Below are 23769 nucleotides of genomic sequence, written 5' to 3'. Positions count from 1 at the left end.
ATGCACCAGGCTTCGCTAACCACCACAACCGTGCCGCAGCACATCGCCGTCATCATGGACGGCAATCGCCGCTGGGCCCGCCAGCGCGGCCTGCCAAAAGCCATTGGCCACGCCAGCGGTGCCAAACGCGTGCGCAGCCTGGTTGAAGCGTGTTCTGCGCGCGGCGTGCGCTGGCTTACGCTGTTTGCCTTCAGCACTGAAAACTGGAAGCGGCCGGCCGAAGAGGTGACCAGCCTGATGGGCCTGTTTTTGCTCTACCTGCAAAAAGAAGCCAGCGACATGCACAAAAAGGGCGTGCGCCTGAAAATCATTGGCGACCGCAGCGCCTTTGATGCGCGGCTGCAGGCGCTGATGGCTAACGTCGAGGCCATGACGGCCGACAACAGCACCATCACGCTGACCATTGCCGCCAACTACGGCGGCCGCTGGGACATGCTGCAAGCCGTTCAAGCCTGGCAGGCAGCCCAACCTCAGCCGCCCGTGAATGTACTGACCGAAGACGCCCTGCAACCCTACCTGAGCCTGGCCGACGCGCCCGACCCCGAGCTGCTGATTCGCACCGGCGGCGAGTCGCGCATCAGCAACTTCATGCTGTGGCAAAGCGCCTATACCGAGCTTTATTTCACCGACGCCCTGTGGCCCGATTTCAATTCCGGGTCGCTCGACCAGGCCCTCGCCTGGTATGCCCAGCGCGATCGCCGCTTTGGCGGGGCCAATGCCACAAGCCCCATCAGTGAGCTTGCCGCCGGCTAACCCCGGCTAATTTCGGCTAACCCTGGTTAAACCATCATGCAAAATTTTTTAAGCCTTCTTCCCTGGTCGGCGCTCTTGGCCGGTGGTGTTGCATTGATGGCGGCCATGCTGCTGGTGGCCACCCAGCACCAACATGGCCATTTCAGCATGGACAGCACCCTGGGCGTGCAGAAGTTTCACATCCACCCTACCACCCGTGTCGGCGGCGCTGCCATCGCATTAGGTGTGCTGGCTGGCTATGCGCTGGCGCACCCCAGCCGCCAAAGCCTGCTGGGGCCCTTGCTGCTGGCCGGCAGCCCGGCCTTTGTTTTTGGGCTGCTTGAAGACCTGACCAAACGCGTCAGCGTACGCACCCGCCTGCTGGCCACCATGGCGTGCGGCGTGCTGGGCTTTGGCATTACCGGCCTGTCGATTACCGATGCCAATCTGCCGGGGCTGGACTGGCTGCTAGGCATTACCGTGGTGTCGGTGGCCTTCACGGCCTTTGCGGTGGGCGGCGTGGCCAATGCCATCAACATCATCGACGGTTTCAACGGCTTGGCGGCCGGCACCGTCATCATCATCCTGACCAGCTTCGGCTTCATGGCCACCGCGCTGGGCGACGCTGACCTGGCCTACACCTCGCTGATTCTGGCCGGCGCCGTGCTGGGCTTTGCCTTGGTCAACTGGCCTTTAGGCAAGATCTTTCTGGGAGACGGTGGCGCTTACTTTGTCGGCTTTGCCGTGGCCTGGCTGGCGGTGCTGCTGCTGGCGCGCCACCCCGAGGTCTCGGCCTGGGCCCCCATGCTGGCATGCGGCTACCCCGTACTGGAAGTGTTCTTCAGCATCGCCCGGCGCCGTCGGCGCAAGCTCAGCCCTGGCGATGCCGACCGCCTGCACCTGCACAGCCTTGTCAAGCGCCGCGTGGTGCGGGCGCTTTTGCCCCGCGCCAGCAATCTGTTGCGCAACTCGGTCACTGGCGCATTGATGTGGACCGCCGCATTCCTGCCTGCCATCATTGCCGTCAACCTGCCCACCCATACGCCGGCGCTGGTGCTGGGCTTTGCGGTGTGTGCGCTGCTGTACTCAGTGGTCTATGCGCGGTTGACGCAGTTCCGCTGGTGCTTTAAAGCAGCCACTTTGGCTGCAAAAACCAGCGCCGCATGATTCAACCCCTCATCTTTTGTGGCGGCGCCGTTACGCGCCGTTGACCGCTTTCCTGGAGCAGCCGCAGCGCGGCAATCCATCCCCACGCAGCGTACCGGCAAAAATACCGATCAAATCAGCCTCTAGCCCATACACCACGGGCGCAAGCAGCTATAAAAAACAGAGCAAGCAGCGTCAGCCCATTCGCTAATGTCGGCTGTCGCTGCGCGAAGCAGAGCTTTGAAGCCGCAAGGCGATGCTCGATAAACCTCATAGAAATTCAACAGTCCATGCCCCTGAAAGTCTCCCCGCCTTTGGCTCCCATCCTGGCGCCACACGTCAGGCCCCGCCTCAGTTTCATTTGATCTAGCAAAGGATGGGCACTTCCAATCGAGTTCGAGCGCTGAACGTCGCCTTGCACGGAGCAACGCTGGCAAGCAGATTTCTTTTAATTTTTTTTCTGGCTCGATTTCTCGAACCCGCCCAACTAGGTCTGTACGGCCTGCTTACAGCCACCATTGGCTACTCTTTGTATTTGTTGGGTTTTGACTTTTACACGTTCACGACTCGTGAGGTGCTCAAGCGTGAACGCAGCGAATGGGGCGGGTTGCTTAAAGACCAGGGCGCACTATCGCTGCTGCTGTATGCCGTGTTCATCCCTTTACTGACCCTGATATTTTTCAAGGGATTGCTGCCCTGGAGCCTTGCCGGGTGGTTCTTTGTGCTGCTGGTTCTTGAGCATCTGAACCAGGAACTGGGGCGCTTGCTGATTGCAATTTCTGAACAATTGTTAGCCAGCGTGATACTTTTCATTCGGCAAGGTACATGGGCCATAGCAGTTACTGCGCTGATGGCCATCGAGCCGACGACACGCTCGTTAGACTACGTTCTCGGCGCGTGGATGGTAGCCGGTCTGGTCGCTGTTCTAGCGGGTGCTTATCGCCTAACCCAGCTTCGCATTGCCGGCTGGCACAAAAAGATCGATTGGCGCTGGATTGTTGCCGGTCTGAAGGTCTCTATCCCGTTTTTGATAGCGACTCTTGCACTTCGCGGAGTTTTTACGCTAGACCGCTATTGGCTCCAGTCACTCGGGGGGCTTGAGGTTGTGGGGGCCTATGTTCTGTTTATGGGCATTGCCGGCACATTGATGGCTTTCCTGGATGCCGGCGTGTTTGCCTTCAGCTACCCAGGCCTGATTAGCGCTTATCAAAAGAATCAGCCTGCCGCGTTCTACAAAGGCGTGCGCACCTTGCTAATCCATACGGTAATGCTCTCGGTGGCCTTTTCCGTTGTGAGCTTGCTGCTGCTCTCGCCCTTGTTAAGCTGGCTGGGCAATCCGCTGTATTCGGCAAAGCAATATTTATACCCTTGGGTGCTAATTGCCATGGTTCTCTACGCGCTGGGTATGGTTCCGCATTTCGCGCTGTATGCGCAAAGACTTGACCGGCCCATCATTCACAGCCACCTGGCCAGTCTTTTCGTTTTCGTCATCGCAACAGGGCTGTTTTCCCAGCGCTGGCCGATGGTGGCCGTTCCGCTTGGCTTGTGTGCAGCCTTTACCATCATCCTGATCTGGAAGGCATGGGCTTTTTTCAGGTTCACCCCCTTGCAGTACCGTTCTGCGCAGGCGTGACCACCCCCAATCCAAGAGTCGCGCGGCTACAAGAGTCGCGCCCACAAATACCGCTTAAAAATCCTATCGAAAGCCTCCCACCCATGATTCCTTACGGTCGCCAAGACATTACCCAAGCAGACATCGACGCCGTGGTGGAAGTGCTGCACTCCACCCACCTCACGCAAGGGCCTGCGGTTCCGCGCTTTGAGCAAGCCGTGCTCAGCCATTGCCAGGCCAAACACGCGCTGGGCGTTAACAGCGCTACGTCTGCACTGCACATTGCCTGCCTGGCACTCGGTCTTGGGCTTGGCGACTGGCTGTGGACCACGCCCAATACCTTTGTAGCCTCGGCCAACTGCGGCCTGTACTGCGGCGCGCAAGTTGATTTTGTAGACATTGACCCGCGCACCTACAACCTTTGCCCGCGGGCGCTGGAGCAAAAGCTCATTGCCGCAGAAAAAGCCGGCCGCCTGCCCAAAATCGTGGTGCCGGTTCACTTGTGCGGACAGCCTTGCGACATGCAGGCCATCCATGCCTTGGCCCAGCGCTATGGCTTCAAGATCATTGAAGATGCATCGCACGCCATAGGCGGCAAATACTTGGGCGAGCCCATTGGCAACTGCCGCTTTAGCGACATTACGGTGTTCAGCTTTCACCCCGTCAAGATCATCACCACTGCCGAGGGCGGCATGGCACTGACTAACGATGACAAGTTGGCAGAGCGCCTGGGCCTGCTGCGCAGCCACGGCATTACCCGCGACTCGGCCTTAATGACCAAAGGCATGGACGGCCCCTGGTACTACCAGCAAGTCGCGCTGGGCTACAACTACCGCATGACAGACCTGCAAGGCGCACTGGGTGCCAGCCAAATGAACCGTCTGGAGCAATACGTCGCCCGCCGCCACGAATTGGCCCGGCGCTATGACGAGTTGTTAAAAGACCTGCCGGTCACCACACCCTGGCAACACCCAGACGGCTACTCCGGCCTGCATCTGTATGTCATTCGCCTGCAGCTGGACAGAATCCAGGAAACCCACCTGCAAGTGTTTGAAGCCCTGCGTGCAAAAGACATCATCGTCAATCTGCACTACATCCCGGTACACACCCAGCCGTATTACCAAAATATGGGCTTCCAGGTAGGCCAGTTTCCAGAGGCAGAGCGCTACTACGCTGAAGCCATCAGCATTCCCATGTACCCCGTCATGTCTGAAGCGCAGCAAGACGAAGTGGTCAGTTGCTTGCGCGAAACGCTTGGCGCATGAGGCTTGCCGTCATTCCTGCGCGCGGCGGCAGCAAGCGCATTCCCCGCAAGAACATTAAACCGTTTTGCGGCAAGCCGATGATTGCGTGGTCGATTGAGGCTGCGCTGCAAAGCGGCTGCTTTGACGAAATAGTGGTGTCCACCGACGATGCCGAAATTGCCGAAGTTGCCCGGCAGTGCGGCGCTCAAGTGCCATTTACGCGCCCAACTGAACTGTCGGACGACCACACCGGCACCACAGCCGTTATTGCGCATGCCATCGACTGGTTTGCAATGCAGGGGCAAACACCGAAACAGGTCTGCTGCCTGTATGCGACCGCACCCTTTGTCGGCGCTGACGATCTGCGCCGGGGTCTCGTCGTGCTTGGCGAAACGGGCAGCGACTACGCTTTCTCAGTGACCAGCTACGCTTTCCCGATCCAGCGTGCCATCCGCATCACACCGGCTGGCCGTGTCGGCATGTTCAACCCCGAGCACTTCAACACCCGCTCGCAAGACCTTGAAGGGGCGTATCACGACGCAGGCCAGTTCTACTGGGGCCGCGCAGACGCCTGGCTGCAGGGGCGAATGATTTTTAGCTCGGCCGCCGCGCCGGTCATGCTGCCCCGGCATCGGGTGCAAGACATCGACACGCCCGAAGACTGGGCGCGGGCCGAATGGATGTTCAAGGCCCTGCAAGCGCAAACCAACAGCGCACCGCAAGCATGAAAATCGCCTTCCGCGCCGATGCCTCCCTTCAAATGGGCAGTGGCCACGTCATGCGCTGCCTGACGCTGGCAGATGCGCTTCGTGCACAGGGAGCGCAATGCCACTTCATCAGCCGGGCACACCCTGGCCACCTGCTTGAAGCCATACGCCAGCGCGGTTATAAGGCAAATAGCCTTGTAGCGCCCGTGCAGCAAGCGCAAGAAGCTATTAAAAACATAGCAAAAAAAGTGCCAGATCTGCAGCAAAAACCCACCCATGCAGCCTGGCTAGGCAGCACCTGGCAGACCGATGCGCAAGAAACTGGCGACATCCTGGCCCGCCTGCAGCCCGACTGGCTGGTGGTAGACCATTACGCCCTTGACCAGCGCTGGGAAGAGGCGCTTGCGCCCCATTACCGCAAACTGCTGGTCATAGACGACCTGGCAGATCGTCCCCACCGCTGCGACCTGCTGCTTGACCAAAATCTGGGCCGCCAGCCCGAGCACTACGTCCAGTGGATGCCTGCGCACTGCCAGGTGCTCACCGGCCCGCACTACGCCTTGTTGCGCCCGGAGTTTGCGGCACTGCGCCCCTACAGTCTGCAGCGCCGCAAGGCGCAGCCCGCCTTGCGCCAGTTGCTCATCACCATGGGCGGCGTCGATCAACCCAACGCCACCGGGCAGGTGCTGCAGGCCCTCAAAACCTGCGCTTTGCCAGCTGAATGCCACATCACCGTGGTCATGGGCCTGACGGCGCCCTGGTTGCAAAACGTCCGCGAACTGGCGGCACAAATGCCCTGGCCTACCGAAGTGGTGGTCAACGTCAACGACATGGCCAGGCGCATGGCCGACAGTGATCTGGCGATTGGTGCGGCGGGCAGTACATCGTGGGAGCGGTGCTGCCTGGGCTTGCCGACTTTGATGGTGGTGCTGGCTGATAACCAGCGTGATATTGCGACTGCTCTTGAGCATGCATGCGCCGCCATTACTCTGGACATACACAAAGACGCTCAGTTTGCAACCGAGCTTAAAAATGCAATCGTGAACCTTGTTAGCAATGAAATTGCTCTTATGAACCTTAGCCACGCTGCCTCAAATGTGACTACTGGCTGTGGCACAAATTTGGTAGCTGATCAAATGTTAGACAAATCTTCGTCATGAAAATCACAATCTTGTGCAGTTCCGCTGTGCATCCAGTCAACTCTTACCTTCAATCATGGATCGTCAGGCATCAGGAACAACATCAAATTGATCTTGTTCGAAAGAAGGCCGACTTGAGGGGTGGTGCCTTGTTGTTTCTGATTTCCTGCTCGGAAATAGTGAGCGAGGTGGATCGAAGCTCATACGCAAAAACATTAGTTATTCACGCCAGCGACTTGCCACTGGGACGAGGGTGGAGTCCGCATATCTGGCAAATACTCGGCGGAGCGACAGAAGTCACAGTAACCCTACTTGAAGCGGAGAACAAAGTCGATACCGGCGCCATCTGGAAGAAAGTACAAATCAACGTTGGTAACGATGCATTGTGCGATGAAATAAATCACGCGATATTTAAGGCTGAACTCATGCTCATGGACTTTGCCGTGGAAAACTGCGAGGTGATTAAACCGACGCCTCAATCAGCAACGATTCCACCAACTTACCTTCCAAGGCGAACTCCTGCAGACAGCAAAATTGACCCTGAAAAAAGCATCCAAGATCAGTTCAATCTTATTCGGGTCTGTGATCCCGAAAGATTCCCTGCTTACTTCGAGCTGCATGGTCACAAATACATCATCCGATTGGAAAAAGCCTAATGTCTAAAACAATTTCAATTGACGGTCGAGTGATTGGGGCAGAAATGCCGCCCTACGTCATTGCCGAAATGTCCGCCAACCACAACGGCAACATTGAAACCGCATTCAAACTCATTGAGGCCGCCAAACAGGCGGGTGCCGACGCCGTCAAGTTGCAGACCTACCGCCCCGACACCATTACCCTGAACTGCGACTCTGAAGACTTTCGCATTCGCGGCGGCCTATGGGACGGAAGAACGCTGTACGAGCTGTATGAAGAAGCCCACATGCCGTGGGAGTGGCACGCCCCGCTGTTTGCGCACGCCCGCAAGCACGGCATCACCATCTTCAGCTCACCGTTTGACAACACCGCCGTCGATCTGCTGGAAGACCTGAACGCACCGGCCTACAAAATCGCATCTTTTGAAGCGGTCGATCACGCATTGATTAAATACGTCGCCCGCACCGGCAAACCCATGATCATTTCCACGGGTATGGCTGATGCCCAAGAGATTCAGGAAGCGATTGACGCAGCGCGCGAAGGCGGCTGCAAAGAACTGGCCATCCTGCACTGCGTCAGCGGCTACCCCGCACCCGCAGAAGACTACAACCTGAGCACCATTCCCGACATGATCCAGCGCTTTGGATTAACCGTCGGTCTTTCTGACCACACTCTGGACAACACCACAGCCATCACCAGCGTAGCCATGGGCGCATCCATCATCGAAAAGCATTTCACGCTGGACCGGAAAGGCGGCGGGCCGGACGACAGTTTCTCGCTCGAACCTCTGGAACTGGCTGCGCTGTGCAAAGACAGCAAGACGGCCTGGGCGGCGCTTGGATGCGTGGACTATGGCCGCAAGTCCAGCGAGCAGGGGAATGTGAAATTCCGGCGCTCGCTCTATTTTGTCAAGGCATTAAAGGCCGGTGACGTAGTTACGAGTGAGGCGATTAGGAGTGTCAGGCCAGGATACGGTGCTTCCCCTAAATATGTCAAACAATTAATTGGCAAACACGTAAAGTCAGATGTTGGTGAAAATGAACCCGTTCTGCTAGAAAATATATACAAATGAAAAGACGTGTGTTTATTGTCGAACGTCCACTTCAAATATTAATCGTTTTTGCTATTTTAGATCAATTAGAAGATGATTGTGTAAATGATATTTTGGTTGCAAACTGCTTCCATGGGGCGGCAGAAGTTGTTAGCAGATTTAATAATCTGTCAACCAGTGGCATCAACTACATGCTATTTGGTGACTACAAGAAAGCATTTCTTTTTGCTGAGAAAAATAAATACGAAGAAATTTTTATACATTGGGATATTGGGTTTCGAACAAGCATAAGACTGAATCGCCTAAACTTCACAACTCCGAGAAGTAAAATTTATGTATTTGAGGAAGGTGCTGGTACATATCGAGATGACCTGTATACAGGTATCAAAAAAAGAATTTTCTCTAAAATTGGAGTGGCAATCAATAATGGGGGACATAATAAAATAGATGGAATTTTTCTATACTCTCCAGAATATTACAGACTAAGTGTATCAAAACCTGCCAAATCAATCGTACAAATTAATCTCAATGTTTCAGAGGTTATAGAGCAAAATGACGAGTTTTTAATCGCCATCTTTGATGGAACTAATTTTATTAAAAAATTAAAGATAGAAAAAAGCATTGAATGTGTCATATATTTGTCAAACTGGTGCTTTAGCCCAAGCGACCTTGATTTTATTCAAAACAGCAAAAGTACAAAAATACTAAAGCTTCACCCTCACATAAAGATTGATCATACAAACATTCGATCTGACTTTATAGTCTGCCCAAATGGAATACCTGCGGAACTGTTGATATCAAAACTACAGACTCTATACGAAAAGATTACTATATTTCATCATGGTTCGAGTGTTGCACGTTACGTAAATAGTAACTCGACAAAATTCATAGACTTACGGATTCCGTGCAAAAATTAACCTAGTGTCATATGACAAAGTGATCCAAAAAAAGCTTTCTTTAAATGAACAGTAGGTATTTCAGCAGCCTGTTAGCCAGTTCAGTTTTTGCATTCTGTGAGATGTATTCAGGCGTGGCAGATTCAGTGCGAAAAACGCACAAGAAGCCTAATGTTTTTGACCCCGATGGGGTACAAACTTTCTCTTGGGCAACCAAAAATTATTTGCAAAAACATAAACTGGTTGAGTGCCCGATTAATCTTGCGATATAACGGAAAATTGGTATTGCCCAAGTGGATTCGCCTTGTCCGGGGTAAGTACCTATGCCTGAAATAGATGAGCCTTTTAACATTAAATACTTCAACAATGGACAGAGGTGAAAATTCACAAAGCGAAAGATCCATCGGGACAATAAACTAAACTGGCAGGGGGCAACGAATGAGCCACAGGCGAAAACTAATAAGTATCCCTAAGACCGACTGTTCGCCGGCTCAGCAGCCGTCAATTCAAATCATGAAGAAAATTATTAACAAAGAAAACGAAAGAGGGAAAAAGAATATAGCCCACTATTATTATAGGATTATTGCGATAATCTTATTTCCGTTAATGATATTTCTAGAGCCACGCCTTGGAAGTGACGGCTATTTGTACTTTACTTACGGTGCAGCAGTTCTATATTTGTTTATATACTTGAGATCACACCACAAGCGGTCAAATACTTTTTTACTAGTCAACTTTTACCAAATATACACATTTATTGGCCTCCTAATCAGCGCGGCAATCATATCTTTCCGAGTGCCAATGATTGAAGTCGGTGAAACAGGAAAACCAAATGGACTTTTCTGGGTATTAATGATTTTTCTTATAGCAGGCTTGGAATGTTCCCACGCCTCGTATAGCAGAAGCATGAGTATCAATGTAAGAAGGCCGGCGCCGAGATTAGGCAGAAAAACTACTAAGCGAATTATTGCTGGGACTATCGCAATATCTCTGACATCGGCCACACTAATTCTTTTAAAGTACTCTGCCCCGATGTTTTTGGGGGTTGATAGAGTTACGTTTTGGACTCAAATTATTCCATCGCCCTTAAGCGTATTTGCAAGTGTAATAAGTCAGTCCTTTTTCTTTTGTGCTTATTTATACTTCAACCAAAAGCACGAAAAAAAGAATACAGCAATTCCAATTATCCTAATTTTCGTATATATCTTTTTCTCTATAATATTGCTCGGCGAAAAATTCTCCGTATACATAATATATTTGACAATGTGGCTATTTGTTTCCGTGGGATTTGGAGCGGCGCCAAAAATAAATATTAAATTTTTTATACTTGGATTTCTAATGTTGCTAGCCGTAATTTCTCTTGTCATCTTTAGCTATGTCAAGGAGGGGAAAGACGAGATATTCATTCTTTCAAGAATTGCACTTCAGGCGCAGTTAATGTGGAGTGTGATGAACGAGGGCAGCTCTATCCTACTTTCTGGAGCAAACTGGCAATGCTTTTTTGGGTGTGGAACTTTTTTGAGTGGTGAGGATTACATCTCTTTGCGATATCTTCCAACTCATTTATTCCATGCATACAAAGAATCCGGGGCGGGCCTAACCGGCTTCATGCCTGCACTTCCAGTTCTTCTGTGGGGCTTGCCCGCCGCACTATTAATCCATTCCCTTTTCTCGTATTTCTTTGGAACTATTCAAGCGAAAATTGTAAAATATATTAAAATGCAAAATTTCATTTTTGCGTTGCTTTTATGGAAATTTTATTTGGCTGGCACTATACTCTGGTTTGCCGCAAAACTAATTGTTATCCCTGGATTGGTAGTTGTCTCGATACTATTAATTCTGTATAAATTCATCGGCCGGGGCCTATTTACTCAATCTAGTAGTCAGGATGAAACTGACCAATTTGTATTTACGCATCAAGTTAAGTGAGTAAAACATGTAATCGCAACTGTTTGAACGGATATTTAAAACGGATGCTCCCTTTTGTGTATAAACCTTGTAACTGGCACCCAGAGAGGGCGGGGAAGGAATGCCGCATGGGGGTGAAGCGTCAGGAAAGTAAAGATATTAAGTACAGAAAGCACGAGAAGCGCAAGCGAATCACTGCAAGTGCTAAAAATGGGTAAGCGAATTGTCAGACACACTCCAGCGAGATAAATACTTCGTAAAAGCTGGGATTGTTAACCACTGCGGAAACCCCACCAGGGAACCAATCCCGATGAGAAAATAATCATGGAGTCGATATGCATAAATTTCCGCAGCGAAAATATTTCCACTTTTTGCGTAAGACCTGTTAATGAAGTTTTTATTTATAGGCCCACTTCCAGAACCGATAACCGGTCAGTCGCTAGCTTGCCAAATATTTTTTGATGAAATTAGTAAAAAACATACTGTCAATGTCATAAACCTAAGCAAGCGAAATTTCAGTTCAGGAATCGACTCACTTGGGCGTATTCGCGAGGTGTTGGCCTTCATCTGGCATGCATGGCGAAAGAGTCGGACGGCTGACTGCATCTATTTCACGATATCGGAGTCAGTAGCCGGTAATTTAAAAGATATTCTCATCTATCTTGCCTGCTTCGACAAGTTGTCAGGCATGGCTGTGCATCTTCATGGCGGTGCCGGTATGCGTGAGCTTCTGAAGCCTTCCAACAGAATACTCCGGGCACTGAATAGATTTTTTTTTGGTCGTATCGGTGCCGTGATCGTGCTGGGCGCTAGACATGTCGACATATTCGAAGGCATCGCACCGGTCGACCGCATTCATATTGCGCCGAACTTTGCAGAGGACTCGCTGTTCGTTGATGAGGCGCCCACTCGTCTGAAGTTCGACAAAATTGATCCGCTTCGATTGCTGTTTCTCAGCAATCTGATACCCGGGAAAGGGTATATCGAGTTGCTTGAGGCCTACAAATCTCTTGATGTTAATACGCGCGCCAGAGTACAAATCGACTTCGCAGGGGGATTCCAGTCAGATGACCATAAGAAGGAATTCCTGCATTCAATTGACGGCATCCCCCAAGTGCAGTACCACGGTATTGTCCGCGGAGCTCGCAAGTTGGAGTTATTTCGTGAGGCGCATTTATTCTGTTTGCCTACTTACTACCCTTACGAAGGACAACCGATCAGCATCCTGGAAGCTTATGCTTCAGGTTGTGCGGTGATGACGACTGATCACAGTGGAATTCTTGATGTTTTTGCCAATGGTCAAAACGGCTACTGCGTTGAAAAGCGGTCACCTGACTCGATTCGGCAGGCAATAGAACGCGCAGTGGCAGAGCCTGCCGCCTTGTGCCGCATGGCATTGAACAACCGTGCTGAAGCAGATGGGTTGTATCGGACCGACCGTTACAACGCTAGGCTTATACAAATTCTTGAATGTCTGAAGTGATATTCTTTTCCCGGTCGTCTGCACTATGAGAATGCTATTTATTGGTCCCTTGCCTGAACCGGTGACCGGTCAGTCGCTAGCCTGCCAAATCTTCCTTGATGAGCTCAGCAAAAAATATACTGTCGACGTTATAAACCTAAGCAAGCGAGATTTCAGTTCAGGAATCGACTCACTTGGACGTATTGGCGAGGTATTAGCCTACATTTGGCAGGCACGGCGAAAAAGCAGGATGGCAGACTGTATCTATTTCACGATCTCGCAATCGATCTCTGGGAATTTTAAGGATATTTTGATCTACCTTGCCTGCTTCGACAAGTTACCCCGTATGGCTGTGCATCTACATGGTGGCGCCGGTATGCGTGAGCTTTTCAAGCCTTCCAACAGAATACTCCGGGCACTGAATAGATTTTTTTTTGGTCGTATCGGTGCCGTGATCGTGCTGGGCGCTAGACATGTCGACATATTCGAAGGCATCGCGCCGGTCGACCGTATTCATGTCGTTCCGAACTTCGCTGTGGACCCACTGTTTGTGGACGAGGCAACCATTTGTCTTAAGTTTGATAGAGTCGCGCCCCTTCGTTTGCTTTTTCTCAGCAACCTGATATCAGGAAAGGGATATATCGAGATGGTTGAGGCCTACAAATCGCTCGACAGTAATACGCGTGAACAAGTACAAATCGACTTTGCAGGCGGTTTCCAGTCGCAAGAAAAGAAGAATGAGTTTTTGAGTTCGATTGACGGTATCTCCCAACTGCGATATCACGGCATTGTCGGCGGTGTTCGCAAGTTAGAGCTATTTCGCGACGCGCATTTATTCTGCTTGCCTACTTACTACCCTTACGAAGGGCAGCCGATCAGCATACTGGAAGCCTATGCCTCCGGGTGCGCTGTGATGACGACTGATCACAGTGGAATTCTTGATGTTTTCGCCAATGGTCGAAACGGCTACTGTGTTGAAAAACGATCACCTGACTCGATTCGGCAGGCAATAGAGCGCGCAGTGGCGGAGCCTGCCGCCTTGTGCCGCATGGCATTGAATAACCGTGCTGAAGCGGATGAGTTGTATCGTACCGACCGTTACAACGCCAGGCTTGTCCATATTGTGGAGCAGCTGAAATAATATCTATCACGAATTCTCTTTATGGGTGTAGCTGTCCATTTCCGTTAACAGTTAGAAAATTATCTTATTTTTTATACGCCACGGTGGCACAAGACGGTTCAATTTTGTTTCAAAATAATCTGGTTAATAAACTTTCATGACACTGCGCCGTTATCAAATTTGCTCCAACTGCATCATGGACACCAGCGACTCGAACATCACGTTCGACGAAAAAGGATGGTGTGACTATTGCAACAACTACCACACGAAGATACTGCCGCACTGGCACCCGGATGAGCGTGGTCGGCAGAAGTTGCTGACTACGGTGGAGCGTATTAAGCGCGACGGCAAAGGCAAAGACCATGATTGCCTTATTGGCCTCAGCGGTGGGGTAGACAGTTCACACGTCGCTTATCTGGCCAAGCAATACGGCTTGCGCCCGCTGCTGTTTCACGTTGATGCCGGCTGGAACTCGCAACAGGCTGTCAACAACATTGAAAAAATGGTTGATGGACTAGGCTTTGATCTGCATACAGAAGTGATTAACTGGCTGGAAATGAAGGACCTGCAACTGGCCTTCTTCAAGGCCCAGGTTCCACATATTGATACGCCGCAGGATCACGCTTTTTTCGCATCCTTGTATAACTTTGCAGCAAAGAATGGCTTCAAATATATTTTGACCGGTGCGAATTACTCCACCGAGTGCGTTCGGGAGCCTCTGGAGTGGCACTATCATGCGTCTGACCTGCGACAACTGAAGGATATCCACCGCAGCTTTGGTACACGCCCGCTCAAGACCTTTCCCTTGTGCGACATCTTCACCTTCAAACTCTATTACCGATTTGTGAAGGGCATACAGGTTGTCAAGCCGCTTAACTGCGTGCCTTACATCAAGGATGAAGTTATACAGGACCTGGTCGATAAGTTCGGCTGGCAGAAATTTGCGCATAAACACTATGACTCGCGCTTTACCCGGTTTTATGAGGGTTACTGGCTGCCGACAAAGTTTGGCTTCGACAAACGCCGTGCGCACTTTTCCAGCCTGGTTCTGACCGGGCAGCTGACGCGCGAGGACGCGCTAGAGAAGATTTCCAAGACGGCTTACGACGAAGAAACGGTGGCGCAAGACTTTGAGTACATCGCCACCAAGCTGGGGCTTACTGTGGCAGAGTTGCAAGAGCTCATGGCGGGCAAGAACAAGAGTTATCTGGATTACAAGTCCAGCATGCCCATGATCGAACTGGGTACCAAGGTGCTGCGTGCCCTGGGAATTCAAAAGGCAATCATTCGATGATCAAGATCGTTGACTACGGGCTTGGAAACATCAGCGCCTTTACCAACATCTTCAAGTGCACGAATCTGCCAGCAATGGTGGCCAAGACCGCTGCTGAGCTGGAGGGCGCCAGCAAAATCATTCTTCCGGGTGTGGGGGCATTTGATCATGCGATGGAGCTGTTGCATGCATCGGGCATGCGCCCAAAGTTGGAAGAACTGGTGCTGGGGCTCAAGGTGCCTGTTTTGGGCATTTGCGTAGGTATGCAGATACTGGCTGACGCCAGCGATGAGGGGCAATTACCTGGCCTGGCTTGGGTGCCGGGGCGGGTGAGGAGTTTCCAGTCTGACCCAGGCCCAGCCCAGCTCCCATTGCCTCATATGGGCTGGAACGATGTGTCGCCTAACGCCAACTCAACCCTGTTTAAAGGCTTGGAGAGCGACGCAAGGTTCTACTTCCTTCATTCATTCTTTTTTGAATGCGCGTCCAGCGACAGCATTGCCGCCACTGCAAACTATGGGCTTGACTTCAGCTGTGCCGTGCGTTCCGGCAATGTGCATGGGGTGCAGTTTCACCCTGAAAAGAGTCACCACTACGGTGCGACGCTGCTGAAAAACTTTGCGGAGGCCTGACTGATGCTGCGCCCAAGAATTATTCCCTGCCTGTTGGTGCATGAAGGCGGATTGGTCAAAACCACTGAATTCAAGAACCCCAAATATGTGGGCGACCCGATCAACGCGGTCAAGATATTCAACGAGAAAGAAGCCGACGAGTTGGTGGTGCTCGACATTGACGCCACTGTCAACGGCGTAGAGCCCGACTACCAGATGATCGCCCATTTGGCTGCAGAGTGCCGCATGCCTTTGTGCTACGGCGGTGGCATCAAGACTTCAGAGCAGGCAAAACGCATTATTGGGTTGGGCGTAGAGAAAATCGCCATCAGTGCCGCAGCGATTGATGACCCAGGCTTGGTAACGCGCGTTGCTGAAGAGATTGGCCGTCAGAGCGTGGTCGTGGTGCTGGATGTGCGTAAGACGGGGCTGCTCAGCAAAGACTATGAAGTCTGGACCCATAACGGCACCATGAATCGAAAAATCAGTGCGATGGAACTTGCACGCAAGTTTGAGGCGGCAGGCGCTGGCGAGATCGTGATCAACTCGATTGACCAGGACGGCCAGATGAAGGGCTACGATTTGAACCTGGCCCGCAAGCTGCGCGAAGCCGTGAAGATTCCCATCACGATTTTGGGCGGTGCTGGCTCCCTGGACCACATTGGCGCACTGATCAACACTTGTGGTGTGGTGGGGGCGTCTGCTGGTGGCCTTTTTGTCTTTAAGGGGACGTACCGCGCTGTGTTGATCAACTATCCCACGCCCGCGCAAAAAGACCAGATCATCCGAGAAGCACTTTCTTCGAAACCTTAATAAGCACAACACTTTGGCTGACACTTAGAACTACATGTTTACTGATAAAACACTCCTCATTACCGGCGGTACGGGCTCCTTCGGCAACGCCGTTCTCAAGCGCTTCCTTGACACCAAGATCTCGGAAATCCGCATCTTCAGCCGCGACGAGAAAAAGCAGGATGACATGCGCAAGCGCTACAACCATCCCAAGCTCAAGTTTTACATTGGCGATGTGCGCGATCGGCACAGCGTGGCCTCAGCCATGCGCGGGGTTGACTATGTCTTTCACGCGGCGGCGCTCAAACAGGTTCCATCTTGTGAATTTCATCCTATGCAGGCGGTGCGCACCAATGTGCTGGGCACTGAAAATGTGTTGGAAGCGGCCATTGCGGCCGGTGTGCAGCGCGTGGTGTGCCTGAGTACTGACAAGGCGGTGTACCCCATCAACGCCATGGGCATCAGCAAGGCCATGATGGAGAAGGTCATGGTGGCGGCCAGCCGCAACCTGGAAGGCACCAATACCGTGATTTGCGGCACGCGTTATGGCAATGTGATGGCCTCGCGCGGCTCGGTGATTCCGCTGTTTGTCGAGCAGGTGCTGGCCGGCAAGCCGGTTACCGTGACTGACCCGGCCATGACGCGCTTCATGATGACGTTGGCCGATGCGGTGGACCTGGTGCTGTATGCCTTTGAGCATGGCAACAATGGCGACATTTTTGTGCAAAAGGCACCGGCCGCCACGGTGCAGGTGCTGACCCAGGCCATCCTGGCGCTAATGCGTAAGCCCGAGCATGAGGTACGCGAGATTGGCACCCGCCACGGTGAAAAGCTGTATGAAGCGCTGCTAAGCCGCGAAGAAATGGCCTGCGCCGAAGACCGGGGCGAGTACTTCCGCGTGCCACCCGATGGCCGCGATTTGAACTACGCCAAGTTTGTGGAACAGGGCGACGAGCGCCTGACGCAAAGCTCGCACAGCGAGGAATACCACTCGCACAACACCACCCGGCTGGATGTAGCGGGCATGAAGGCGCTGCTGCTGAAGCTCGACTTCATGCAGCGCATTGCGCGCGGTGAACATGTGTTGGCAGAGGACTAAGCCCATGAAGGTGCTGATCAGCGGGGCCAATGGCTTCGTCGGTAAAAACCTGCAGTTGCAACTGGCCGAGCGCAAGGACGTGCAGGTGGTGAGCTTTACCCGTGGCGATGACGTGGCCCAGCTGCCCGCGCTGCTGCAAGGCGTGAATTTTGTGTTTCACCTGGCGGGGGTTAACCGCCCGCAAGACCCGCAGGAGTTTGTGTCGGGCAATGTGGATTTGACGCAGGCCCTGTGCCGGGCCGTTAGCGCGATGGCTGAGGCAACCGGCCAGCCGGTGCCCATCGTCTACACCTCGTCCGCCCAGGCGGAGTCCGATAACCCCTATGGCCGGAGCAAGCGCGGGGCCGAAGACGCCTTGCGGGCCGCAGCGCGCAGCCACCAAGTTCCGGTGCATATCTTCCGGCTGCCCAATGTGTTCGGCAAATGGTGCAAGCCCAACTACAACTCGGCGGTGGCCACGTTTTGCCACAACATCGCGCGCGGCCTGCCCATACAGGTGAACGACCCGGCCGCACCCGTCGCGCTGGTGTATGTGGACGATGTGATTGAGCGCTTTGTGCAGTTGATGGACGGCGCTGATGCTGCCGTGCGTGCAGATGGCTTTGCCACCGTGTCGCCGCAATACAGCACCACTGTGGGCGAGCTGGCGCGGCAGATTCAGGCTTTCAAAGACAGTCGCGACACTCTGATGACCGAGCGCGTGGGCAGCGGGCTGGTACGGGCGCTGTATGCCACTTACGTGAGCTACCTGCCGGTGGAGCTGTTTGCCTACGCCGTGCCGCAGCATGGCGACCCGCGCGGCGTGTTTGTGGAAATGCTCAAGACGCCTGATGCGGGGCAGTTTTCTTACTTCACGGCGCACCCCGGCATTACCCGGGGCGGGCATTACCACCACAGCAAGACCGAAAAATTTCTGGTGATCAAGGGCCAGGCGCGCTTCAAGTTTCGCCACATGCAGACTGGTCAGGCGCATGAGTTGGTCACCAGTGGCGACAAGCCTGAAATTGTGGAAACCGTGCCCGGCTGGACGCACGACATCACCAACATAGGCAATGACGAGATGGTCGTGATGCTGTGGGCTAACGAGGTGTTTGACCGCGCCCGGCCGGATACCTTTGCCTGCGCGCTCTAAGGAACGTTGGAATCAACAAAATACCTTCGTCATCGCGAGGCCGCAGGCCGTGGCGATCCATCGTCGCAAAAGCGCAGTCATGGATTGCCGCGCTGCGCTCGCGATGACGGGAACGGCGATCAGCAACGCTGCGATCCTCTCTTTCGTCACTGCGAGGCCGCAGGCCGTGGCAGTCCATGAATTGCTTTCTACTTACTTGTAATCATGAAAAAACTCAAAATTATGACGGTGGTCGGCACGCGGCCCGAAATCATTCGCCTGTCGCGCGTACTGGCGCGGCTGGACGAGCATTGCGAACACATCCTGGTGCACACGGGGCAAAACTACGACTACGAACTGAACCAGGTCTTTTTTGACGACCTGGGCGTGCGCAAACCCGATCATTTCTTGAATAGTGCCGCCAACGCCACCAGTGCGGTGCACACCATTGGCAACCTGATCATTGCGGTGGACCAGGTGCTGGCCGAAGTGCAGCCCGAGGCCATGCTGGTGCTGGGCGACACCAACAGCTGCCTGTCGGTGATACCGGCCAAGCGCCGCAAGATCCCGATCTTTCACATGGAAGCGGGCAACCGCTGCTTTGACCAGCGCGTGCCTGAGGAAACCAACCGCCGCATCGTCGACCACACGGCCGATGTGAACATGACGTACAGCACGATTGCGCGTGACTATTTGCTGCGCGAGGGCTTGCCGCCTGATCTGGTCATCAAGACTGGCAGCCCGATGTTTGAGGTGCTGACGCATTACAGGCCGCGCATCGACGCGTCCGACGTGCTGCAGCGTCTGGGCCTGCAGCAAGGGCAATACTTTGTGGTCAGCGCCCATCGCGAGGAAAACATTGAATCAACCCAGTCCTTCATCAAGCTGGTGGCGGTGCTCAATGCGGTGGCCGAAGACCACGGCTTGCCGGTGATCGTCTCCACCCATCCGCGCACGCAAAAGCGTATTGACGCGACGGGCGCCGTCTTTCATCCGCAGGTGCGGCTGCTCAAGCCTCTGGGCTTTCATGACTACGTGAAGCTGCAGCTGTCGGCACGCGCCTCGCTGTCAGACAGCGGCACTATCAATGAAGAGTCGTCGATTCTGAACTTTCCGGCGCTGAACCTGCGCGAGGCGCATGAGCGGCCCGAAGGCATGGAAGAGGCCGCCGTGATGATGGTGGGGCTGGAAGTTGACCGGGTGCGCCAGGGCCTGGCCATTTTGACCACGCAGCCCCGCGGTGAAACCCGTGGCTTGCGGCAGGTGGCCGACTACAGCATGCCCAATGTGTCTGACAAGGTGCTGCGCATCATTCACAGCTATACCGACTATGTGAACCGCGTGGTGTGGAAGAAATACTGATGACGGGGAAATCGCTGCGCCTTGCCCTGATCGCCGATGTCTTTCCACCGCTTCGTTCTTCGGGCGCGGTGCAGTTGCGGGACCTGTCGCATGAGCTGGTCAGGCAGGGCCACAAACTCACCGTCATGATCCCGGCCTCGGATATCGGGCAGCCCTGGCAGCTTGAGGACATGAACGGTGTCGAGGTGCTGAGGTTGAAGGCCCCCAGAACTAAGGACATGGGTTACGTGCGGCGCACCCTCAGCGAGCTTTTGATGCCCTTCGCCATGCTGCGCAGTCTTGGCAAAAGCCCGCTGGCTGGTGTGCGCTGGGACGGCGTCGTGTGGTATTCGCCGACCATTTTTTTGGGGCCGATGGCGAATTCGCTCAAGAAAGCCAGCGCCTGCCGCAGTTACCTGATCATTCGCGACATTTTTCCCGAGTGGGCGGTGGATATGGGCTTGCTGGGGCGCGGCCTGCCTTATCGGTTTTTCAAGGCCATCGAGCGCTATCAATATTCAGTCGCCAACGTCATCGGCGTGCAGACGCCGGCCAATTTGCCTTACTTCAGCAAGGCCGGGTTAAAGCCGGGCCAGCAGGTCGAGGTGCTGCAAAACTGGCTGGCCCACGCCGCCAACACGGGCTGCAGCATTTCGGTGGCCAACAGCGCGCTGGCCGGGCGCACCATCTTTGTGTATGCCGGCAACATGGGTGTGGCGCAGGGCATGGGCATCTTGATTGACTTGGCTGAGCGGCTGCGCAGTCGGGACGATATCGGGTTTCTTTTTGTCGGCCGGGGCAGCGACGCCAAAATTTTGCGCGAAGAGGCCATTCGGCGCGGGCTTGGCAATGTGGTGTTTTATGACGAGATAGAGCCCGAGGAGATTCCGGGCCTGTACGCGCAATGCCATGCAGGCATCGTGGCGCTGGACCCGCGCCACAAGACCCACAATGTTCCCGGCAAGTTTTTGACCTATATGCAGGCCGGCCTGCCGGTGCTGGCAAGCATCAACCCGGGCAATGACTTGATCCAGATGATTGAGCGTGAGCGGGTAGGGCGGGTGTGTACGGATCAGTCCGTTGCCAGCCTGGAAGCTTTGGTAGGCCGTCTGGTGGACGAAATCAAGGCCGATTCCGGGTTGCCGGAGCGTTGTAAAGCGCTGTCAGCCAGGCTTTTTGCGCCCGAAGCGGTGGTGAGGCAGATTACGTCTGCTTTGATTGTTAAGGCAGCAGTGTGAAGACTTCCCGGACTGGCGGAGGCTGGCCGTATCAGCACGCACTCACATTGGTCCTGGCCAACGTGCGCTCAAGGAGTTGGACGAGCGCATCGTGATCAGGCAGACGCTGGCGGTGTATGGGAGTTGCCGGGCGGGGCGGCAATTTATTGAACGCCCCAGGCGATAGCAAAAGCCACCTCCACCCGGCCACCAATCAGCATCAAATAAGCTTCCAGCCCATATCTGACGGGCGCAAGCAGCTACTAATTTAATAGTGACCAGCGGCCCCTTCTTTACCAACGGATGGGGGGCTCTAGTGTTCCGGGCATTTCGGACCGATCGCCGCCGCCGGTGTTGCAAGAACCCCTCAATCAGCTGCCATCTGATCGGCCATGTGCCTCTCATCGGCACGCCTACACCCCATAACGCGCGACGGCCCATAGATTGTTTCAAATAGCTAAATAATGATAATTAAAGTAACTGAGATGTCGGCAGGCCTGTATCCCCGACGCCCGCCCGCCGCCCGATGGGCCACCACCGTGCTGGGGCTGGCGTTGTGCCAGGTCACGGCGGTGCAGGCGCAAGGCTTGGGCGTGGCCAGCCTGGGCGCTACCGGCGGGCTGACCATTCCATCGGCTTATGTGCTGGGTTCGGGTGACTTGGCACTGAGCCTGGGCAACTATCAGGACCCGAAGTTTGGCAAGCTCGATCGCCAACGAAACTTCTCGATGGGCATTGGCCTGCTGCCCCGGGTTGAACTCTTCGGACGATTTGCGGAGTATTCAAACCGATTTGCCATCTCGCCCGGCGCGTTCAATCTGACGGGAGGCATCAGCGACATCTCAGCCAACCTCAAGTGGCAACTGCCGATTGAGCTGCGCGGCCTGCCCAGGCTGGCCGTGGGCGCAACCGACATCGGCGGTGGCGCAGTGTTGTTCAGCTCAAAGTACGCGGTGGCCAGCGATGAATACGGCCCGTTGCGCTGGTCGCTGGGCTATGCACGGGGCAAGCCGGCGCTGGGGCAGGCCAAAGGCGCAAAGGCGCTGGATGGCGTATTCGGCGGGGCTGAGTTCAAGCTGGGAAGCAGCCGCGCCACGCTGCTGGCCGAAACCGATGGCACGCAGCGCCACGCCGGCCTGCGCTACTACTCGGAGGTGCTGCCCTGGCTGGGCGACGCGCAATTGGTGGGCACACTGCAGCGCTCATTCGGCGCCACCAACCTGGCGGGGCGCGCGGCCGATGCGACAAGTTTTAATGTGTCGCTGATCGTGCCGCTGGGCACAGCTGACAAAACCCGCCAGGCTCGGGTCGATGCCGACGCCAAACCCTTGCCATCGCTAGCTCCAATGGTGCAAGCCGGCGCTGCCCCTGCTACCGGCGTCATGGTGGCCACAGCGCAAGACCGGCTGGACGATTTGGCCCGCGCGCTGCGCGCCACCGGCCTGGACCGGGTGCGCGTGGGCACATTGGGCGACCAGCTGGTGGTGGAGTACGAAAACCACCGCTATCTGCACAACGAGGCCGATGCCCTGGGCGTGGTGCTGGGGCTGGCGGCCGAGTACGCGCCAGCGGGCACGGTGCGCGCGCATGCGATCACGCGCAAGGCCGGGCTGGTGGTGTCTGAAACCTCGGTCGAGGTGGCGGCATACCGCAGCTTTCTGCGTGATGGCGATGCTGCGCGCGTGCAGGACACGCTGGGTTTTGGGCGGCTGCCGGGCTATGCCGCTGTGCAGTGGGCCGCAGGCGAGGCCGGGGCCGGGCGCCGCCGGACCTGGCTGCGTATGGAGCTCAAACCCCTGCTCAATTACACGCTGGGCACGGAGTATGGTGCTTTCGACTATTCGCTGGCGGCCCAGGTGCGCAGTACGGTGGGCTTGTGGAAGGGTGCCGAGGTCTACGCCGACGTGGTGCAGCGTCTAGCTCATAGCGACAACGTCGAGCCGGGGCGGGTGTTTGCCAGCTCGCTGCACCGCAATGGCCTGAAAACGGTGGCGCTGCAGCAGTCTTTTTGGCTCGGGCCGCGCTTGTTCACCAGCGTTGGGGCAGGGCGGTATAACTACGACGACCGCGGGGCCGAGGGCGAGTCCATCATGTTCCTGCCTTGGAACGACGACACGCTGCACCTGAAGGGCAGCTATATGCGGCACCAGGCCGACGTGCTGCCTCGTATCGAAGAGGCCTATGCGGCTTCGTACCGCTGGAGGTTCAACCCCCAGACCTGGATTGAGGCCGGCTACCAGCAGTACACCGACCGCTCAACAGGCCCGGCCTTGACCTTTACGCGATGGTTTAGTGATGTGGCAGTGCAGTTGTTTGCGCGCAAGGGCGGCAACAACACCTTTGTGGGGCTGGAGCTGAGCCTGCCGCTGGGACCGCGCCAAGCCATGGGAGCCGGCCCGCTGCAGATCACTGGCACCCCGCGTTATGCGCAGTCGATCCGCACCCGGCTAACCACCGGCGGAAACACAGGCAATTTTGTGGACGACGCGGCCGTGCGACCGGTAAACCTGAATTACAAGCCCGAAGTGGAGCTGCTCAACTCGGGCCGCATCGCGCCGGACTACATCAAGAGCCAAGTGCAGCGCATGCGGGAGTCTTTTTACTTGTATGCGCGCGAAAAAATTAATTAATTTATCAATTTTTGATGTTTGCCGGTGACTCTGCAAGGGCAG

General features: G+C 54.7%; 20 protein-coding genes. All 20 read left to right on the top strand.

Annotated features, from left to right (window positions below):
• The 20 genes from uppS (at position 1) to HHJ18_RS06940 (ending at position 23727) form a co-directional block, all read left to right on the top strand.
• Positions 1 to 753 carry a polyprenyl diphosphate synthase gene (gene uppS / locus HHJ18_RS07035; protein ID WP_296913190.1) on the top strand — a complete coding sequence of 251 codons (753 nt, stop codon included), beginning with the start codon at positions 1 to 3 and terminating at the stop codon, positions 751 to 753.
• A gap of 36 nt (positions 754 to 789) precedes the next feature.
• Positions 790 to 1899: a glycosyltransferase gene (locus HHJ18_RS07030; protein ID WP_296913188.1), complete on the top strand. Its 1110-nt coding sequence runs from the start codon at positions 790 to 792 to the stop codon at positions 1897 to 1899.
• Between the two features lie 355 nt (positions 1900 to 2254).
• Entirely contained in the window at positions 2255 to 3511 is a 1257-nt protein-coding gene (locus tag HHJ18_RS07025; RefSeq protein WP_296913186.1) for a hypothetical protein, read from the top strand.
• Positions 3512 to 3594: 83 nt separating this feature from the next.
• Complete coding sequence (gene pseC / locus HHJ18_RS07020) at positions 3595 to 4755, top strand: UDP-4-amino-4,6-dideoxy-N-acetyl-beta-L-altrosamine transaminase (protein ID WP_296913183.1); 1161 nt, start codon at positions 3595 to 3597, stop codon at positions 4753 to 4755.
• Positions 4752 to 5462, top strand: coding sequence for a pseudaminic acid cytidylyltransferase (gene pseF / locus HHJ18_RS07015; RefSeq protein WP_296913180.1), 711 nt, complete (start codon positions 4752 to 4754; stop codon positions 5460 to 5462). The genes pseC and pseF overlap by 4 nt, the downstream gene beginning before the upstream one ends.
• Positions 5459 to 6601, top strand: a complete 1143-nt coding sequence (gene pseG, locus HHJ18_RS07010; RefSeq protein WP_296913177.1) for a UDP-2,4-diacetamido-2,4,6-trideoxy-beta-L-altropyranose hydrolase — start codon at positions 5459 to 5461, stop codon at positions 6599 to 6601. Before pseF ends, pseG begins: the two co-directional genes overlap by 4 nt.
• Complete coding sequence (locus HHJ18_RS07005) at positions 6598 to 7236, top strand: hypothetical protein (RefSeq protein ID WP_296913174.1); 639 nt, start codon at positions 6598 to 6600, stop codon at positions 7234 to 7236. Before pseG ends, HHJ18_RS07005 begins: the two co-directional genes overlap by 4 nt.
• The gene (gene pseI / locus HHJ18_RS07000) at positions 7236 to 8288 is read left to right on the top strand and encodes a pseudaminic acid synthase (RefSeq protein WP_296913171.1); all 1053 of its coding nucleotides are present in this window, start codon (positions 7236 to 7238) and stop codon (positions 8286 to 8288) included. Before HHJ18_RS07005 ends, pseI begins: the two co-directional genes overlap by 1 nt.
• Positions 8285 to 9184 (top strand): hypothetical protein, encoded by a 900-nt coding sequence (locus HHJ18_RS06995; RefSeq protein ID WP_296913167.1) that lies wholly within the window; start codon positions 8285 to 8287, stop codon positions 9182 to 9184. Before pseI ends, HHJ18_RS06995 begins: the two co-directional genes overlap by 4 nt.
• 780 nt (positions 9185 to 9964) lie before the next feature.
• Positions 9965 to 11092: a hypothetical protein gene (locus HHJ18_RS06990; RefSeq protein WP_296913164.1), complete on the top strand. Its 1128-nt coding sequence runs from the start codon at positions 9965 to 9967 to the stop codon at positions 11090 to 11092.
• 367 nt (positions 11093 to 11459) lie between these two features.
• Positions 11460 to 12554: a glycosyltransferase family 4 protein gene (locus HHJ18_RS06985; protein WP_296913162.1), complete on the top strand. Its 1095-nt coding sequence runs from the start codon at positions 11460 to 11462 to the stop codon at positions 12552 to 12554.
• Positions 12555 to 12579: 25 nt separating this feature from the next.
• The gene (locus tag HHJ18_RS06980; RefSeq protein WP_296913159.1) at positions 12580 to 13674 is read left to right on the top strand and encodes a glycosyltransferase family 4 protein; all 1095 of its coding nucleotides are present in this window, start codon (positions 12580 to 12582) and stop codon (positions 13672 to 13674) included.
• Between the two features lie 136 nt (positions 13675 to 13810).
• The gene (locus HHJ18_RS06975) at positions 13811 to 14947 is read left to right on the top strand and encodes an N-acetyl sugar amidotransferase (RefSeq protein ID WP_296913156.1); all 1137 of its coding nucleotides are present in this window, start codon (positions 13811 to 13813) and stop codon (positions 14945 to 14947) included.
• The gene (gene hisH / locus HHJ18_RS06970) at positions 14944 to 15558 is read left to right on the top strand and encodes an imidazole glycerol phosphate synthase subunit HisH (RefSeq protein ID WP_296913153.1); all 615 of its coding nucleotides are present in this window, start codon (positions 14944 to 14946) and stop codon (positions 15556 to 15558) included. The genes HHJ18_RS06975 and hisH overlap by 4 nt, the downstream gene beginning before the upstream one ends.
• Before the next feature lie 3 nt (positions 15559 to 15561).
• Complete coding sequence (locus HHJ18_RS06965; protein ID WP_296913149.1) at positions 15562 to 16350, top strand: AglZ/HisF2 family acetamidino modification protein; 789 nt, start codon at positions 15562 to 15564, stop codon at positions 16348 to 16350.
• A gap of 34 nt (positions 16351 to 16384) precedes the next feature.
• Entirely contained in the window at positions 16385 to 17428 is a 1044-nt protein-coding gene (locus tag HHJ18_RS06960; protein ID WP_296913146.1) for a polysaccharide biosynthesis protein, read from the top strand.
• 4 nt (positions 17429 to 17432) lie between these two features.
• Positions 17433 to 18560 carry a capsular polysaccharide biosynthesis protein CapF gene (locus HHJ18_RS06955; protein ID WP_296913143.1) on the top strand — a complete coding sequence of 376 codons (1128 nt, stop codon included), beginning with the start codon at positions 17433 to 17435 and terminating at the stop codon, positions 18558 to 18560.
• 204 nt (positions 18561 to 18764) lie between these two features.
• Positions 18765 to 19901: a UDP-N-acetyl glucosamine 2-epimerase gene (locus tag HHJ18_RS06950; protein ID WP_296913140.1), complete on the top strand. Its 1137-nt coding sequence runs from the start codon at positions 18765 to 18767 to the stop codon at positions 19899 to 19901.
• The gene (locus HHJ18_RS06945; protein ID WP_296913137.1) at positions 19901 to 21118 is read left to right on the top strand and encodes a glycosyltransferase family 4 protein; all 1218 of its coding nucleotides are present in this window, start codon (positions 19901 to 19903) and stop codon (positions 21116 to 21118) included. The genes HHJ18_RS06950 and HHJ18_RS06945 overlap by 1 nt, the downstream gene beginning before the upstream one ends.
• 464 nt (positions 21119 to 21582) lie before the next feature.
• A complete protein-coding gene (locus HHJ18_RS06940; protein ID WP_296913135.1) occupies positions 21583 to 23727 on the top strand; it encodes a YjbH domain-containing protein in 2145 nt (714 codons plus the stop codon).
• Positions 23728 to 23769 lie beyond the last annotated feature (42 nt).

It is taken from the genome of Polaromonas sp., assembly GCF_012927455.1.
In the GTDB taxonomy this organism is placed as follows: Bacteria; Pseudomonadota; Gammaproteobacteria; order Burkholderiales; family Burkholderiaceae_C; genus Polaromonas.
This window is presented reverse-complemented; position numbering and strand designations above follow the sequence as displayed.

What these genes read in the sequence shown, in the direction of transcription:
- HHJ18_RS06945 (WP_296913137.1), top strand. Translation starts at nt 19,901, where the DNA reads ATGACGGGGAAATCGCTGCGCCTTGCCCTGATCGCCGATGTCTTTCCA.
- uppS (WP_296913190.1), top strand. Translation starts at nt 1, where the DNA reads ATGCACCAGGCTTCGCTAACCACCACAACCGTGCCGCAGCACATCGCC.
- HHJ18_RS06990 (WP_296913164.1), top strand. Translation starts at nt 9,965, where the DNA reads ATGATTGAAGTCGGTGAAACAGGAAAACCAAATGGACTTTTCTGGGTA.
- HHJ18_RS06985 (WP_296913162.1), top strand. Translation starts at nt 11,460, where the DNA reads ATGAAGTTTTTATTTATAGGCCCACTTCCAGAACCGATAACCGGTCAG.
- HHJ18_RS06965 (WP_296913149.1), top strand. Translation starts at nt 15,562, where the DNA reads ATGCTGCGCCCAAGAATTATTCCCTGCCTGTTGGTGCATGAAGGCGGA.
- HHJ18_RS06950 (WP_296913140.1), top strand. Translation starts at nt 18,765, where the DNA reads ATGAAAAAACTCAAAATTATGACGGTGGTCGGCACGCGGCCCGAAATC.
- pseF (WP_296913180.1), top strand. Translation starts at nt 4,752, where the DNA reads ATGAGGCTTGCCGTCATTCCTGCGCGCGGCGGCAGCAAGCGCATTCCC.
- HHJ18_RS06980 (WP_296913159.1), top strand. Translation starts at nt 12,580, where the DNA reads ATGAGAATGCTATTTATTGGTCCCTTGCCTGAACCGGTGACCGGTCAG.
- HHJ18_RS06955 (WP_296913143.1), top strand. Translation starts at nt 17,433, where the DNA reads ATGAAGGTGCTGATCAGCGGGGCCAATGGCTTCGTCGGTAAAAACCTG.
- hisH (WP_296913153.1), top strand. Translation starts at nt 14,944, where the DNA reads ATGATCAAGATCGTTGACTACGGGCTTGGAAACATCAGCGCCTTTACC.
- HHJ18_RS07030 (WP_296913188.1), top strand. Translation starts at nt 790, where the DNA reads ATGCAAAATTTTTTAAGCCTTCTTCCCTGGTCGGCGCTCTTGGCCGGT.
- HHJ18_RS07005 (WP_296913174.1), top strand. Translation starts at nt 6,598, where the DNA reads ATGAAAATCACAATCTTGTGCAGTTCCGCTGTGCATCCAGTCAACTCT.
- HHJ18_RS06940 (WP_296913135.1), top strand. Translation starts at nt 21,583, where the DNA reads ATGTCGGCAGGCCTGTATCCCCGACGCCCGCCCGCCGCCCGATGGGCC.
- HHJ18_RS06995 (WP_296913167.1), top strand. Translation starts at nt 8,285, where the DNA reads ATGAAAAGACGTGTGTTTATTGTCGAACGTCCACTTCAAATATTAATC.
- HHJ18_RS06960 (WP_296913146.1), top strand. Translation starts at nt 16,385, where the DNA reads ATGTTTACTGATAAAACACTCCTCATTACCGGCGGTACGGGCTCCTTC.
- pseC (WP_296913183.1), top strand. Translation starts at nt 3,595, where the DNA reads ATGATTCCTTACGGTCGCCAAGACATTACCCAAGCAGACATCGACGCC.
- pseI (WP_296913171.1), top strand. Translation starts at nt 7,236, where the DNA reads ATGTCTAAAACAATTTCAATTGACGGTCGAGTGATTGGGGCAGAAATG.
- HHJ18_RS07025 (WP_296913186.1), top strand. Translation starts at nt 2,255, where the DNA reads ATGGGCACTTCCAATCGAGTTCGAGCGCTGAACGTCGCCTTGCACGGA.
- pseG (WP_296913177.1), top strand. Translation starts at nt 5,459, where the DNA reads ATGAAAATCGCCTTCCGCGCCGATGCCTCCCTTCAAATGGGCAGTGGC.
- HHJ18_RS06975 (WP_296913156.1), top strand. Translation starts at nt 13,811, where the DNA reads ATGACACTGCGCCGTTATCAAATTTGCTCCAACTGCATCATGGACACC.